This window comes from Mycobacterium gastri, assembly GCF_002102175.1.
GTDB lineage: Bacteria > Actinomycetota > Actinomycetes > Mycobacteriales > Mycobacteriaceae > Mycobacterium > Mycobacterium gastri.
On the sequence record NZ_LQOX01000119.1, the window covers coordinates 113,751 to 128,917 of the forward strand.

14 protein-coding genes are annotated in these 15,167 nt (G+C 66.2%); 7 read left to right on the forward strand and 7 right to left on the reverse strand.

The window, feature by feature from the left end:
- Positions 1-48: 48 nt before the first annotated feature.
- From opcA to AWC07_RS17610, 3 genes are read left to right on the forward strand one after another with little or no spacing between them, the layout of a single operon-like run.
- Entirely contained in the window at positions 49-960 is a 912-nt protein-coding gene (opcA, locus tag AWC07_RS17600; protein WP_036415633.1) for a glucose-6-phosphate dehydrogenase assembly protein OpcA, read from the forward strand.
- Positions 957-1,700 carry a 6-phosphogluconolactonase gene (gene pgl / locus AWC07_RS17605; RefSeq protein WP_036415631.1) on the forward strand — a complete coding sequence of 248 codons (744 nt, stop codon included), beginning with the start codon at positions 957-959 and terminating at the stop codon, positions 1,698-1,700. The genes opcA and pgl overlap by 4 nt, the downstream gene beginning before the upstream one ends.
- Before the next feature lie 16 nt (positions 1,701-1,716).
- Positions 1,717-2,115 carry a hypothetical protein gene (locus AWC07_RS17610; protein ID WP_036415628.1) on the forward strand — a complete coding sequence of 133 codons (399 nt, stop codon included), beginning with the start codon at positions 1,717-1,719 and terminating at the stop codon, positions 2,113-2,115.
- Positions 2,116-2,217: 102 nt separating this feature from the next.
- Here AWC07_RS17610 and AWC07_RS17615 read toward each other — a convergent pair whose 3' ends face one another.
- The 3 genes from AWC07_RS17615 to ppc form a co-directional block, all read right to left on the reverse strand.
- Positions 2,218-2,595, reverse strand: a complete 378-nt coding sequence (locus AWC07_RS17615) for a SpoIIAA family protein (protein WP_036415649.1) — start codon at positions 2,593-2,595, stop codon at positions 2,218-2,220.
- Between the two features lie 34 nt (positions 2,596-2,629).
- A complete protein-coding gene (locus AWC07_RS17620; protein WP_051508088.1) occupies positions 2,630-3,286 on the reverse strand; it encodes a bestrophin-like domain in 657 nt (218 codons plus the stop codon).
- Between the two features lie 144 nt (positions 3,287-3,430).
- Entirely contained in the window at positions 3,431-6,298 is a 2,868-nt protein-coding gene (ppc, locus tag AWC07_RS17625; protein ID WP_036415624.1) for a phosphoenolpyruvate carboxylase, read from the reverse strand.
- 69 nt (positions 6,299-6,367) lie between these two features.
- Here ppc and secG point away from each other — a divergent pair, with 69 nt between their 5' ends.
- The 4 genes from secG (at position 6,368) to AWC07_RS17645 (ending at position 10,269) form a co-directional block, all read left to right on the forward strand.
- Complete coding sequence (gene secG, locus AWC07_RS17630) at positions 6,368-6,601, forward strand: preprotein translocase subunit SecG (protein ID WP_036415646.1); 234 nt, start codon at positions 6,368-6,370, stop codon at positions 6,599-6,601.
- A 65-nt stretch (positions 6,602-6,666) separates the two neighbouring features.
- A complete protein-coding gene (locus AWC07_RS17635) occupies positions 6,667-8,991 on the forward strand; it encodes a xanthine dehydrogenase family protein molybdopterin-binding subunit (protein ID WP_051508087.1) in 2,325 nt (774 codons plus the stop codon).
- Entirely contained in the window at positions 8,978-9,490 is a 513-nt protein-coding gene (locus tag AWC07_RS17640; protein WP_139829751.1) for a (2Fe-2S)-binding protein, read from the forward strand. The genes AWC07_RS17635 and AWC07_RS17640 overlap by 14 nt, the downstream gene beginning before the upstream one ends.
- On the forward strand, positions 9,487-10,269 hold the full coding sequence (locus AWC07_RS17645; RefSeq protein WP_036415622.1) for an FAD binding domain-containing protein: 783 nt from the start codon (positions 9,487-9,489) through the stop codon (positions 10,267-10,269). The genes AWC07_RS17640 and AWC07_RS17645 overlap by 4 nt, the downstream gene beginning before the upstream one ends.
- A gap of 13 nt (positions 10,270-10,282) precedes the next feature.
- On the opposite strand, the gene AWC07_RS17650 is transcribed toward AWC07_RS17645, so the two are convergent.
- The 4 genes from AWC07_RS17650 to gap are packed head-to-tail and all read right to left on the reverse strand — an operon-like array spanning position 10,283 to position 15,096.
- Complete coding sequence (locus tag AWC07_RS17650; RefSeq protein ID WP_139829752.1) at positions 10,283-11,989, reverse strand: FUSC family protein; 1,707 nt, start codon at positions 11,987-11,989, stop codon at positions 10,283-10,285.
- Between the two features lie 54 nt (positions 11,990-12,043).
- Positions 12,044-12,829: a triose-phosphate isomerase gene (gene tpiA / locus AWC07_RS17655; protein WP_085105168.1), complete on the reverse strand. Its 786-nt coding sequence runs from the start codon at positions 12,827-12,829 to the stop codon at positions 12,044-12,046.
- Positions 12,826-14,064, reverse strand: coding sequence for a phosphoglycerate kinase (locus AWC07_RS17660; RefSeq protein WP_036415970.1), 1,239 nt, complete (start codon positions 14,062-14,064; stop codon positions 12,826-12,828). The genes tpiA and AWC07_RS17660 overlap by 4 nt, the downstream gene beginning before the upstream one ends.
- Before the next feature lie 12 nt (positions 14,065-14,076).
- A complete protein-coding gene (gene gap, locus AWC07_RS17665) occupies positions 14,077-15,096 on the reverse strand; it encodes a type I glyceraldehyde-3-phosphate dehydrogenase (RefSeq protein WP_036415971.1) in 1,020 nt (339 codons plus the stop codon).
- Positions 15,097-15,167: the final 71 nt, after the last annotated feature.

Genomic DNA, 15,167 nt, shown 5'->3' on the forward strand with positions numbered 1-15,167 from the left:
CCCCGCCGGCGACGATGCACTGCGAAGCAGTGAGAAGGAGCGGCGCAAATGATCGTCGATCTGCCCGAAACCACCACCACCACGGTCAACAAGAAGCTCGACGAGCTACGCGCAAGAATCGGCGCTGTCACGATGGGCCGGGTCCTGACGCTGATCATCGCGCCGGACAGCGAGTCGATGGTCGAGGAATCGATCGAAGCCGCCAACTCCGCCAGCCATGAACATCCCAGCCGCATCATCGTCGTGATGAGAGGCGACCCGTACGCCGAGAAGCCGAGCCTGGACTCGCAATTGCGGGTAGGCGCCGACGCCGGCGCCGGCGAGGTCGTCGTGCTGCGACTGTCCGGACCGCTCTCCGGCCACGCCGACAGCGTCGTCATCCCTTTCCTGCTGCCCGACATCCCGGTGGTGGTCTGGTGGCCCGACATCGCTCCGGCGGTACCTGCCCAGGATCCTTTGGGCAAGTTGGCCATTCGGCGCATTATGGACGCCACCAACGGCGTCGACCCGCTGTCGGCGATCAAGAGCCGGCTACCCGGATACACCGCCGGCGACACCGATCTGGCCTGGAGCCGCATCACCTATTGGCGGGCATTGCTGACCTCCGCCGTCGACCAGCCGCCCCACGAACCGATCGAGTCGGCGCTCGTGTCGGGCTTGAAGACCGAGCCGGCACTCGACATCCTGGCGGGCTGGCTAGCCAGCCGGATCGACGGTCCGGTGCGCCGTGCGGTCGGCAAACTCCAAGTCGAGCTGGTGCGCAAGAGCGAGACCATCGTGTTGAGCCGACCCCAGGAAGGGACCACCGCCACCCTGAGCCGGACGGCCAGGCCCGATGCCCGGGTTCCGTTGGCGCGCAGGGTAACCGGCGAATGCCTGGCCGAAGATCTGCGCCGGCTGGACCCCGACGAAATCTACTTCGCCGCATTGGAAGGCATCAAGAAGGTGCAGTACGTATGAATCTGGACGTCCAGACCTTTCCCGATAGCGAGATTCTGGTCGAGGCCACCGGCCAACGACTGATCCGGGCCATCGACAGCGCGGTGGCGGCCAGAGGGCAAGCACTGATCGTGCTGACCGGCGGCGGGAACGGCATCGCGTTGCTGCGCTATCTCGGTGCGTCCGGGCCGCGGATCGACTGGTCCAAGATTCATCTGTTCTGGGGCGACGAGCGCTACGTCTCCGAAGACGATGACGAGCGCAACGACAAGCAGGCGCGTGCCGCGTTACTCGATCACGTCGACATCCCACCGAGCCAGGTGCACCCGATGGCCGCCAGTGACGGTGAGTTCGGCACCGATCTGGACGCTGCGGCATTGGCCTACGAACAGGTGCTGGCAGCCAACGCCGCACGCGGTGAGCGGGCACCCAATTTCGACGTCCACCTCTTGGGTATGGGACCTGAAGGCCACGTCAACTCGCTTTTCCCGCACACCGCGGCCGTGCGAGAGACCACCCGCCTGGTGGTCCCCGTCGACAACTCCCCCAAACCCCCGCCACAACGAATTACCTTGACGCTGCCGGCAATCCGGCGTTCCCGGGAGGTGTGGCTGATCGTTTCCGGACGCGCCAAGGCCGACGCGGTGGCCGCTGCCATCGGTGGCGCCGACCCGGTGACCGTGCCGGCGGCCGGGGCAGTCGGGCGCGAGAACACGGTGTGGCTGCTGGACGAGGCCGCCGCGGCCAAGCTATCTCGGTGACGCCGTCGGGGTCATAATGACCGTCATGGCAGACAAGACCGTGCGCACCACGCCGGTGCGAAGCCGTGTGAAGACCCTCACCCAGGCGGCGCTGAACGCCGACAAGACGGTGGAGCAGGTCGAGGACGTCCTCGAGGGGCTGGACAAGACCATGAAGGAGCTGAACAGTTCGTTGTCGGCCCTCAACGCCACGGTGGAGCGCCTGGAGGGTGGCCTGGACCATCTCGAGGGCACATTGTCCAGCCTGGACGATCTGGCTAAGCGGCTCATTGTCCTGGTCGAGCCGGTCGAAGCGATCGTCGATCGGATCGACTACATCGTGAGCCTGGGCGAGACGGTGATGTCTCCCCTGTCGGTCACCGAGCACGCGGTCCGCGGCGTGCTGGACCGGCTACGCAACCGGACGGTCGGCTGATCACCGTCGAACTACCGAGGCCACCAGCTCGGCAACAGCATGGTTCCCGTCGGCCCCACGTGATGGCCCAGAGTTACGACGGTTGGCAGACCTGACGGGACATCAGCCTTGGGGTTCACCAATCCAGTCGCGCGCCTTGTTCGCCTCAGCGGTCGGGAAGGCACGGAATCCTCCGGGTATCAGGAAACCAAGGCGGCCATAGAATTTGGCTGCGTGATGCATCCATGCCAGGTCGGTAACGAGCGCGCCGCGTTCCCAGCTGAAGAAGTGACGTAGGCCGAACTTCATTCCCGCCCATATCGCGTCGGGACCAAATGAGAAATCGGGGGCGATCTCGGTGTAGGCCCGTAGCTTCTTATGCCGCTTGCGCTTGTCTTCGATGTCTGGCATCAGCACGGTTTCGTAATCGGTCTTCGTCATGCGCCCATGGCACCGAAACGCGGCGATGTTGTCGGCAAAGTCGTTCAGCTTCTCGATCACCAACGTCCTCCCGTGTGCGCCTTCAACCACCTGACTATGTCTCCGCGTCGATCGCGTCGAAAACCTCCATCGCGTGGTGAAACGGCGCGGGCGTGATCCTCAGCTCATTCCCGAAGGGATGGTCGAACGAGAACGCGATGCACATCAGCCCCAACCACATCAGTACGGATATTCGCGGCCGGGCGTCGAGAATGCGGGTGGTGCGGTCGGTAGCCAACACGGTCACCTGGCTAAGAAACACGGACTGGATCGGGTGCGCCGCAACGCCGGCCGGCTCAATACCCACAATGCGATACATCTCGGTGATCGCGGATCGTGCACTCTCGCTGATTCCACCACTGCTCTGCATCCGCCATTCCGGGCCCGCCACGGCGCCCGCGTCCTGTCGCAACTCGTTGCGCACCTGTGTCCGCTCTGGTTCCGGCATAGCGACCGTCTGCCGGTACAGCGTGGTCAACGTGGACGCCTCGTGAGTGACAACGGCGCCGGTGGCGGAGAACTGCTGCCAGGCGAAGACCACGGTGAGTCCGAGCAGCGCGCTATAGACAAGCCCGACGACGGTGATAAACGGCGCCATGTTCGAATTGTGTCTTTCGCCGACCGCCGACAGGGTGCGAGTTGCCACCCGTTGGCAGCCCACCGCGATCAGAATCGCGAGGAATGCGACAGTAACCATTGCGACAGTAACCATAAGGAGCCAAAGAGGTAAACCGGTACCACCCATCGAACTCCTTGTCAGTTCGCGCCGATGTGCGCGGCCGGCTTCGGTCCGAGCGCTCAGTCGTCAGCGTATTCGCCGCCAGGTCGGCGCACAGCCAGATTCGAGCGAAGCCAGCTAGCCACTGTTCCGCAGCGCGCTCGCCAATCCGTTCATCGTCAGCAGGATGCCGCGCTGCACCAACTCGTCGTCTGCACCCGAGCGATAGCGGCGCAGCAACTCCACCTGAAGATGGTTCAGCGGCTCCAAGTACGGGAACCGGTTGAACACCGATCGCGCCAGCGCCGGGTTGTCGGCCAGCAGATCGTCGTGGCCGGTGATGCGTTGATACATGGCGATCGTGCGGTGGTGCTCGTCGAGGATCTTGTCAAAAACCCGGTGCCGCAACGACTCGTCGACCACCAGTTCGGCATAGCGGGCCGCCAGGCCCAGATCGCTCTTGGCCAGCACCTGCGCCATGTTGGACAGCACGCTGCGGAAAAATGGCCAGCGCTGGTACAGGTCGTGCAGCACTTCCAGCCGGTCGGCTTCAGCGTCGGGGCCGGCCGCGATCCACTGCTCGAACGCCGAGCCGGCGCCATACCAGCCGGGAAGCATCACCCGCGACTGGCTCCACGCCAACACCCACGGAATGGCGCGCAGGTCGGCGATCGACGAGGTGGGCTTACGCGACGTCGGGCGACTGCCGATGTTCAGTGACCCGATTTCACTGACCGGTGTGGACGCCATGAAATACTCGACGAAACCCGATGTCTCATGGACTAATTCGGCATACGCACGCTGCGATAGGGCGGCGACCTCGTCGAGCACCGCGTAGGCCGGCGCCGCCGCGTCACCGAGCCCCTCGACATCCAGCAGCGTCGACTCCAGGGTCGCGGCCAGCAGGCTCTCCAGGTTGCGCCGCGCCATCTGCGGCTCGGCGTATTTGGCAGCGATGACCTCCCCCTGCTCGGTAAGGCGCAACGAGCCGCTCACCGCCCCCGGCGGCTGCGCCAGGATCGCTTGATAGCTGGGGCCGCCGCCGCGGCCGACCGTGCCGCCGCGACCGTGGAAGAGCCGCAACCGAATTCCCGACTTGCGGGCCGCTTCGACCAGGGCCAGCTCGGCGCGGTACACCGCCCAGTTGGCGGCCAGGTACCCACCGTCCTTGTTGGAGTCGGAGTAGCCGAGCATCACCTCCTGCACATCACCGCGGGCCGTGACCAGGCGCCGGTACAGCGGAAGGTCCAGCATTGCTTGCAGAATCGTCGCCCCGTTGTGTAGGTCGCCGATCGTCTCGAACAGCGGCGAGATGCCCACCGGGCAGTAGGGTTGCGGCCCCGAGGCATCCAGCAAGCCGGCCTCTTTCAACAGGATCGCGGCCTCCAACACATCCGACACCGACCGGCACATCGAAATGACGTAATTGGGCACCGCATCGGGACCGTAAGTCTGGACCGCATGGGCGGCGGCCGCGATGATGTCCAGCTCGCTACGCGCCCGGTCGGACAATCCCCCGCAAGCGGGTGGGGGCACCTCCCACTTGTGGGGGCATACCCCCAGCGCCCGGTCACCGATCAGCGGTCGACGGGTAGCGAGCTCGCCGACCAGCAGCGCGACCCGCTCATCCTCTGACAACGAGCCGTAGTCCGGGTGCACACCGGCCCAGGCCAGCAACTCGCCGACGACCTCCTCATGCACGTCGGAGTTTTGCCGCAGGTCCAGACCGCACAGATGAAAACCGAAGACGTGCACGCCTTCTCGCAACAACGCCAACCGGTCGTCGGCCAACAGCGCACTGCCGTGGGTGCGCAGCGATGCATCGATGACGTCGAGGTCGGCCCGCAGTTCGTCCGGCGTGGCGTACGGCGGCAATCCCAGGTCAAGCTGGTGCTGCGGTTGCTGAAACAGGATCTCGGCGCCGGTGGCGCTGAGCCGGGCGCGGATCACCCGCAGGGCCCGCCGGTACGGTTCGTCGTCGCGAGCCTTGTCTCGGCAGCCGTCGGCCAACGCGGTCAGCTCGGGCGTTACGGCGAGCAGCCGCGACGACATCGACAGCTCCTGCTCGAGCTGGTCCAGCTCGGCCAGGTAGTGGGACAGCGCGGTGTATGCGGCGCTGCCGGTGGCCAGCCGCACCACCTCGGCGGTCACGTTCGGGTTGCCGTCACGATCGCCGCCGATCCAGGATCCCGGTTTCAGAATGGGCTCCGACAACAGGTCGGCGCCGGGCCACCGGTCTCGCAATGCCCGCCGCACCTCGGCATTGACCTGCGGGACGACCTTGAAGAACGCCGACGGGTACAGCCGCAGCCCGACCGCGATCTCATCACTGATCTGCAGTCGTGAGAGGCGAATAAGCGCGGTCTGCCACAGGGTGAGAACCTGACGACGCAACTCCGATTCGATGCTGCGGCCGTCGTCGGTCTCGGTGTGCCCCTCGGCGTGGAGCCGCATCAACTCGGTGATCCGGTGCTGAGTGACGAAGATGGTGCGCCGGCGGATTTCGGTGGGATGGGCGGTGATGACCGGGGAAACCAGGGCGCCCTGCAATGCCTCGGCAACCGTCGCCGAATCCAATTCGGCTGATTCGAGTTTCAGGTACGTGGCCGCCAGGCTGCTGTCCTGCGGCGGCTCACCGGCGGCGGTGTGAATGGCGCGGCGGCGTTCCCGGTGAATGTCTTCGGCGACGTTGGCCAGCAACGCGAAATGGCTGAAGGCCCGAATGACCGGGAGGGCCCGGTGGATGTCGATGCCGTCGAACATCTTCGCCATCTGGGTTCGGTCGATCTCGGAGCGGCGCACCCGGAAGGCTTCCACCCGTGCTCGCTCGACGAGCTCGAAGATTTCGTCGCCGTTCTGTTCACGCACGGTGTCGCCGAGGATCGCGCCCAACAACCTGATGTCGGCGCGCATCGGCTCGGTCGCCGCACGCCCCAGCCGGGTCCGGTGGACATCGCCAATCGGTTCCAGCGCGGTATCGAAAACCAGGTCGGCAGCTTCATCCATGTGTCCCAGTATCAGCAACCGGCCCGCCCGGCGCCCATTATCCGTCGACAGTTCGGTAGGCTGCCGGTCATGGAATTGGCCCTGCAGATCACCTTGGTGATCACCAGCGTGCTGGTGGTGTTGCTGGTACTGCTGCATCGCGCGAAGGGGGGCGGCTTGTCGACCCTGTTCGGCGGCGGTGTGCAGTCCAGCCTGTCCGGGTCGACCGTTGTCGAGAAAAACTTGGACCGGTTGACGCTGTTCATCACCGGAATCTGGGTGGTGTGCATCATCGGCGTCGGTTTGCTGATCAAGTACCGCTGACGCCCGCCCGCGCAGCCCAGCGCTTGTGCGCCCGCTACTCGGACCGCCTGCCGGCAGGTAGCCAGGTGCGGTTCACAGATCCGGCGGGATTGCCGCCCCGCTCCGAATACGACCTGGTTCGCGGCGCCGGCACGTATGTGGACGGCATGCGATTCGACGGCGAGGCGCATGGTTGTTTGGTGCGCTCACCGTTGCCGCACGCCTGGATTCGGCGCATCGACAGCTCGCGGGCCGCGAGCGCGCCGGGAGTTCTGGCGGTCATCACGGGCCACGACATCGCGGCCACGATCCGTCCGCTGGGCTGCGTGATCGGATTGCGATCCGATTCCGGCGGACCGCGCGTCGACGCCGACCGAGCCGTATTGGCCGTGGACCGGGTGCGCCACGTCGGTGACGGTGTCGCCTTCGTCGTCGCCGAAACCACACACCAAGCCGTTGCGGCAGCCGCCTTGGTCGACGTCGACTATGAGCCGCTGCCATACCGAGCAGACGTCGACTCACCCAATCTCGAGGTGCCCATCTGGGCCAGCGCGCCCGATGACGTGTGCTTCGACTGGCGATTCGGCGACGCACAGGCGTGCCGGGACCTCTTCGCCGCAGCCGATCACGTCGTAACAATCACGCTGACGTCACCGCGGCTTGTTCCCTACCCCATCGAACCGCGCGCGGCCGTCGGCTTTTACGACGATCAGACCGACACCATGACCTTGCTCGCCAATACCCAAGGGGTGCATTTCGTCCGCAACGTGCTGGCCCACGCCTTCGACCTAGACCCGCGGCGGTTGCGGGTGCTGACGCCCACTGTCGGCGGTGGCTTTGGCGTAAAGATCTACGCCTACCCCGAACACGCCCTGGTTCTGGAATGTGCCCGCCGGCTGCGGCGACCGGTCCGCTGGACCGCGACCCGTTCGGAGTCTTTCCTGTCCGACACGCAAGGCCGCGGGCACATCACCGAGGCGACAATCGCCTTGGACAAAGACGGCCGCTTTCTGGCGTTGTCGGTCCGCCCCACCGTGGATCTGGGCGCGTACCTGTCGCAGCTGGCGCCGCTCACCGCGACCGGGGTCGGCGCGCCGGTACAGACCGGCGCCTACCGCTTCCAGGCCGTCGAGATCAACGTGCGAGCCATGTTCACCAATAACGTTCCGGTCGACGCTTTTCGCGGGGCGGGCCGCCCGGAGGCCACCTACGTGCTGGAACGGCTGATCGACCGAGCCGCCCGCGAACTGGGTTTCGATCCGGCCGAACTGCGGGCCCGCAATCTGCCCGCCACTGCGACCCGGCCCTTTACCGCAACCACCGGCCTGGTGATCGACGGCGGCCGCTTTCTGGACAATCAGATTCGGTGCCTGGAGGTGGCCAACCGTGCCGGATTCGAAGCGCGCCGCCGACAATCGGCGGCGCGCGGACGGTTGCGCGGCTTCGGTTTTGCCAACTACCTGGAATCCAACGGCGGCCTGCAGGTCGCTGAAGCCATGCGCGCCGGCACCTTTCCCGTCGAGTGCGCCGCCCTGACATTTTCCGGCGACGGCTGCCTGGACATCGTCGTCGGGACCCAATCGAGCGGACAGGACCATGCTTTTCCGCTTCAGCAGCTGGCTGCCCAGCGGCTCGGCATCGATCTCACGCGGATCACCGTGCGAGAGGGCGACAGTTCGGTAGCGCCGCGGGGCGCGGGCACCGGCGGATCCAAGTCGCTGCTGACCTCGACCGCTGCGCTGGACCAAGCACTGTCCGACGCGGTGCAGCGCGGCAAGCAGGTGCTTGCGGACAAGTGGGGTGTGGATGTCGAGGCGGTGAGCTATGCCGACGGCAGGTTTCTTGCCGATGCCGGTGCGGGCGAATGGTTTTCGTTCTCGATCAGCGAGGTGGCCGCGCACTGGCAGGGAGCCCTCGACGGCCAGTCCGAGGTCAGCTTGCGCCACGGCAGCTTCGCCAACGGCTGCCATGCCTGCGAACTCGAGATCGACCCCGAAACCGGTTGCGTCACGGTGCTGCGCTATGTCGCGGTCGACGACTTCGGCCGGGTGATCAACGAGCGAGCGGTGCGTGGCCAGGTGCAGGGCGCGGTGGCACACGGTATCGCGCAGGCGCTCCTGGAGCGTGCACCCGACTGCGCGGAACTGATGAGCATCGCCGCCGGTGACGCTGCGACGTATGCTCCCCCAACGGCGTGCGAGATACCCGACGTCGAATGGGTGGACAACGGTCTGCCGTCGACGACGAATGTGTTGGGCGCCAAGGGATGCGGCGAATCCGGCACCGCGGCAGCGCCGCCCGCGGTGATGAACGCCATCGCCGACGCGCTGCACGACTATCCGGCCGCGGCCGGCATCCAGATGCCCGCCCGCCCCGCCGTCATCTGGGAGGCCATCCATGAAGGACGTTGAGGCCGAAGGGTTGAGCGCGGTCAGGTTCACGGTCAACGGTAATCCGGCCGAAGTGAACGTGGCTGCACACGACCGTCTGGTCGACCTGCTGCGCGGCCCGCTTGGACTCACCGGCGCCGCGATCGGATGCGATACGGCCGTGTGCGGGGCTTGTACGGTGTTGCTGGATGGCCGCGCGGTGAAGTCCTGCACCGTTCTTGCGCTGCAGGCCGGGGACACCGACGTCGTCACCGTCGAAGGCTTGGCCACGCCGGATTCGCTGCACGCGCTGCAGGCGGCATTCCTGCGCCACGGCGCCGTGCAATGCGGCTACTGCACCGCGGGCATGCTGGTGGCCGCCGTCGACCTGGTGGCCCGTTATGGCGCGTCGCCAGATGAGGCCATCATCCGCGACGGCATCTCCGGCAACCTGTGCCGCTGCACCGGATACCGCAGCATTGTCTCCGCCATCGCCGAGGCCGCCGCGGAGATGGCCGCTGAAGACGGGCAGAGGCGGTGAGCGCCTGGGTCTATCATCGCCCCACCACGGTCGGTGAAGCAGTCCGGCTGCTCGGCTGCGGGGGCGCCGTGCCATTGGCCGGCGGACAAACCCTGGTCCCGGCGTTAACCAGGACACCGGGAAGGCGGGTGATGCTGGTGGACCTCGGCGCGGTCACGGCCCTACGCGACATTACCGTCAACGGCGCCGAGGTCTGCATAGGCGCAATGGCGACCCATACCCAGATCGCTACCGATACACTTGTCCGGCAAGCACTTCCATCGTTGGCGCTGCTGGCTTCCCAAATCGCCGATCTTCAGGTGCGCAACCGCGCGACCATTGGCGGGTCGCTGGCATACAACGATCCGGCCGGTGACTACCCTGCCGCGTGTGTGGGATTGGGTGCCACGGTGATCACCGACCGGCGCCGCATCCCGGCCGAAGAATTCTTCACCGGCGCGTTCAGCACCGCTTTGGCCGATTCGGAAGTCATTGTCTCGCTGCTCTTTCCGATGTCCCCCACACTATTGCGATCGGCATATGCGCGGCTGCCCGATCGAGCTGCGCGCAGTGCGCTGATCGGGGTGATGGTGGCCGAGACGGAATCCGGATTCCGAGTCGCCATCAGCGGTTTGGCATCGGGTCCGACACGGTGGCCCGACGCCGAAGCGGCGTTGAGCAAGCGACCGCACCCGGATGCGTTGCGAGACATCGCGTGCCCGCCCGGCGGTACCGACCGTTATCGAGCCCACCTGGCACGGACGCTGACCATTCGGGCGGTGCGGTCATTGACCACGTAACCACGTGATCCACCTATCGAATAGCAACTGCGCTCTGATCCAGGCGCGCCAACCGATGCTCTACATCATCGATCAACGCAACCGGATCATCACCGCCGTCGATCGCCACGCTGATCGCGGTGATCGCGTCCACTGCGTCCTCCAGTTCAATGGCTGCCGGAATGGCCTGTGCCGCCAGTGAACTGACCGGCGGAGGTTCCAGCACGGCGGCCTCCGCGCCAGCGCGCACCCGGTGTGCCAGCCGGTATGCCTCGTCGCGGGTAGCCTGCCAGCGTCGGCGCTGACCGGCCGGCTTGACCGCCTCGGCGAAATAACGGCGCGCCGCGGCCAGAGCCGACGAGAACCGGGCGGAGCCGGGTAAGCGCCTGGCCCCCGGCCACAGCAGATAACCAAACACCACGGCGACAGCGGCGCCGATGAGAGTGTCGACCAGTCGGATAGCGGGTGCGTTCGGATCGGGCTGACCGATCGACTGCGACAACAGCGCCGCGCTGGTGATTCCGATGACGCTGAGGCCGTAGAGTTTCGGCGCCGAGAGCACCACAAAGCCCAGCGCCAGCGCGGTCGCCACCACCACCGGCAGGCCCGAGGGCCAGACCGCCAGATAGCCCGTCACCAGCAACGCACCTATCAAGGTGCCGAAAATCCGGTTAACCGTGCGCACGAACACCGACGCGTACTCCGGGCGCACAATGACAGCGGTGGTCAACGGCAACCAGAACGAATGGGTGCGTTCATGCATCGCGACAGTGATGCCAGTCGCCACTGCCAGGCACAGCCCAATCCGCACACCGTTGGCTACGGTATCGCGCGAACAAGCCGTTCGAATCAGGGACGACAGCCTGCTGGTTGCCGGCACCGGTGCGCCCGGGCGCACCGGGTCGGGGCGCAGCGCATCGGCCAGCGCCAGTAGCCACGGATCGTCGCGCTCCGACAGTACGACCGAGGCCTGCTTGCCAGCCCGAATCTGCCTGGCGGCCAGTCGGATTGCTTCGATAGCCGGGTCAGGCACCGGTTTGCCCTGGGCATACAAAGCTGCCGCCGCGAGCGCCACCAAGTCGGCCTGCCGGTGCTGCCGGGTGGCTCGTGCAATTGCCGACGCGGCTGCCAGTCGCGCCCGTGCGGCACTGGCATCCGCGGCGCCGATAGCTGCGCACAAGTCCGCGGCCGCGTCGAACACTCCGGCCACTGCGCGTCGTTCCTGCGCGCCACGCCGAAATGCCCAGGACGCCAATAAGGCCACGGTGGCCACCGCGGCACCGGCCAAATACCACAGCACCTGCTGCCACCAGGGCAGCGACGACCCGCCGAACTGACCGAACGCCACGCCGACGGACAGCATCATCCCGAATGCCGTTGCGCTAGAGCCTATTCCGCCAATCAATCCGGAGATCGTGCCGGCGGTTGCCGCAGTGAGCACCAGTCCCGCGGTCGAAACCGGAACCAGCGTGCCAGCGCCGATACCCAGCGCACCGCCACTGGCCTGGGCGATCACCGCTCGCCAACGAGCACGGTATGACCCGGTGGCGAGGAAGCCGACGGCACATGCCGCCCCGAGAAAGGCCACTCCCGCGACTTGGAGATCTCCCACGAGCACGCCGGTTCCGCCGATCAACGCGGCGGTGGCCATCGCCCACAGCGCCGACCCGACAGCCCAGGGTGCGTTGGCCGGCCGAAGCGCCCCGATAACGCTGCCGCTAAGCGCCGCAATGTGGTTCATCAACCGATGCTGCTGCACCCGTCACCCGTCGCGTCGACGTGGAATGGCGCGGCTTTACGGCAGCGGTCCCCCGGCGGCGATGGCGGCCAGCGTCGCGAACTGCTCCCCCTCCAGCGACGCTCCGCCAACCAGGCCGCCGTCGACGTCGTCCTGGGCGACCAGCTCGGCGACATTCTTCGCGTTCATCGAGCCGCCGTAGAGCACCCGCACTGTCTCGGCGATCTTCGCTGACGCCAGCGACGCCAACTCCTTTCGGATCGCCGCGCAGACCTCTTGGGCGTCGGCGGCGCTGGCCACCCGCCCGGTGCCGATCGCCCAGACCGGCTCATAGGCGATGACGACGGACCCGATCTGCTCGGCCGACAGGCCGGCCAGCGAACCGCGCAGCTGTTCGACGTTGTATGCCACGTGGTTTCCTGCTTCCCGCACGTCGAGGTGTTCGCCGATGCAGACGATCGGCGTCAGCCCGTGCCTGAGCGCGGCGGCGGCCTTGGCGGCCACCAGGGCATCGTCCTCGTTGTGGTAGGTGCGCCGCTCGGAGTGTCCGACAATGACGTAGCTGCAACCCAGTTTCGCCAGGAACGCCCCGCTGATATCACCGGTGTAGGCGCCGGAATCGTGTTGTGACAAGTCCTGGGCACCATAGGTCAAGCGCAGCTTGTCACCGTCAACCAGCGTCTGCACGCTGCGCAGGTCGGTGAACGGCGGGATCACCGTCACGTCAACCTTGTCGTAATACTTGTCCGGCAACGCGAACGCGACCTTTTGCACCAGCGCGATCGCCTCGAAGTGATTGAGGTTCATCTTCCAGTTGCCGGCGATCAACGGCTTGCGGCTCACGACTTCCCTCCAGTCGGCTGCTCACGACCCAGCACCTCGATGCCGGGAAGTGTTTTGCCCTCAAGGTATTCCAGCGACGCGCCGCCGCCGGTGGATATGTGCGAAAAGTCGCTTTCGGCGATGCCGAGCGCACGCACCGCGGCCGCCGAGTCACCGCCGCCGACCACGCTGAAAGCTCCTCTACCGGTCGCGGCGGCAATCGCCTCGGCGACGCCCCTGGTACCCGCCGCATACCCGGGGAATTCGAACACGCCCATGGGCCCGTTCCAGAAAATGGTCTTGGCGTTGGACAGCAGCGTGGCGAACCGTTTGACCGATCCCGGGCCGATGTCCAGGCCCATCAGGTCGTGCGGGATCGCGTCGGCGGCGACGGTTTGGGGCGGCGAATCTGCGGCGAACTTCTCGGTCACCACGATGTCGACGGGTAGCCGCAGCACGTCGTGGTAGGTGTCGAGCAGCTTGCGGCAGGTGTCGATCATCTCGCCTTCCAGCAACGACGTTCCAACCGAATAGCCTTCCGCAGCAAGGAAAGTGAAACACATTCCGCCGCCGATAACGATGCTGTCGGCCTTGGTGGCCAGCGACTCGATCACACCGAGTTTGTCCGACACCTTCGATCCGCCCAGCACCACCGCGTAGGGCCGCTCGGAGGAACCCGTCAACTGCTCGAGCACCCGGATCTCCTCGGCGACCAGCATGCCGGCGTAGTGCGGCAGCAACGTTGCCACGTCGTAGACCGAGGCTTGTTTGCGGTGCACCACACCGAACCCGTCGGAGACGAACGCGCCTCCGGGAGAGACCAATTCGGCAAGCTGCCGAGCCAGGGCGAGGCGCTCACCGTCGTCCTTGGCGATCTCGCGCTTGTCGAAGCGGATGTTCTCCAGCAGCAGGATGTCGCCGGCCGTCAGCCCTTCGGCGCGGGCCAGCGCGTCGGCGCCGACGACATCCCCGGCCAGCTGAACGTGCCGGCCCAGCTGCTCACCCAGGGCCGCGGCCACCGGCGCCAGCGACAGCTTGGGGTCGGGGCCGGCCTTGGGGCGACCCAGGTGCGCGGTGACCACCAGCTTGGCGCCGGCATCGAGCAACGCCCGCAACGTCGGCGCCGACGCGGTGATACGGCCCGGGTCGGTGATGGCGCCGTTCTCATCGAGCGGAACATTCAGGTCGGAGCGCACCAATACGCCGCGACCCGAAACACCTTCGGCGAGAAGGTCTTCGAGGGAATGGATAGTCACGGCTGCGTGAGTTTACAGGGACTTGCCGACCAGGGCGACCAGGTCGATGAGGCGGTTGGAGTAACCCCACTCGTTGTCGTACCACGACACGACCTTCGCCTGGCCTTCGATCACCTTGGTCAACCCGGAGTCGAAGATCGAGCTGTGCGGGTCGGTGACGATGTCGGTCGAGACGATCGGCGCGTCGTAGTACTTCAGAATGCCCTTGAGCCTGCCCTCGGCAGCGGCTTTGAATGCCGCGTTGATCTCTTCGGCAGTGGCAGACTTGGCCAAGTCGGCGGTCAGGTCGGTGACCGAACCGGTGGGAATCGGCACCCGCAGCGCGTAGCCGTCGAGTTTGCCCTTGAGCTCGGGCATCACCAGGCCGATAGCCTTGGCCGCGCCGGTCGAGGTGGGGACGATGTTCAGCGCGGCGGCGCGTGCGCGGCGCAGGTCCTTGTGCGGACCGTCCTGCAGGTTCTGATCCTGGGTGTAAGCGTGGATGGTCGTCATCAGGCCTCTGACGATGCCGAACTCGTCGTGCAGCACTTTGGCCAGCGGCGCGAGGCAGTTCGTCGTGCACGAGGCGTTGGAGATGATGTTCTGGCTGCCGTCGTACTTGTCGTCGTTGACGCCCAACACGATGGTGAGGTCCGGGTCGGTCGCGGGAGCCGAGATGACGACCTTCTTGGCACCGGCGTCCAGATGGCCCTTGGCTTTGGCGGCGTTGGTGAACAGGCCGGTGGATTCGACGACGACGTCGACGCCGAGGTCACCCCACGGCAATGCGGCCGGTCCTTCCCGGACCGCCAGCGCCTTGATTTTGGTGCTGCCGACCACGATCGTGTCCTCGCCCTCGAGGCTGACGTCGTGGGGCAGCCGGCCCAGGATCGAGTCGAATTTCAGCAGGTGAGCCAGCGTGTGGTTGTCGGTGATGTCGTTGACGGCCACCACCTCCATATCAGCGGTGCCCTGCTCTTGTTGAGCCAATAAGGCCCGGTAAAAGTTGCGGCCGATTCGACCAAAGCCGTTGATGCCTACCCGGACCGTCACTTGCCTCTCCCTGCCTTTCGGTGTCCACTTATTGAGTCCACTCATGAGTCCGCTTGCGAGCGCCTTGCCGT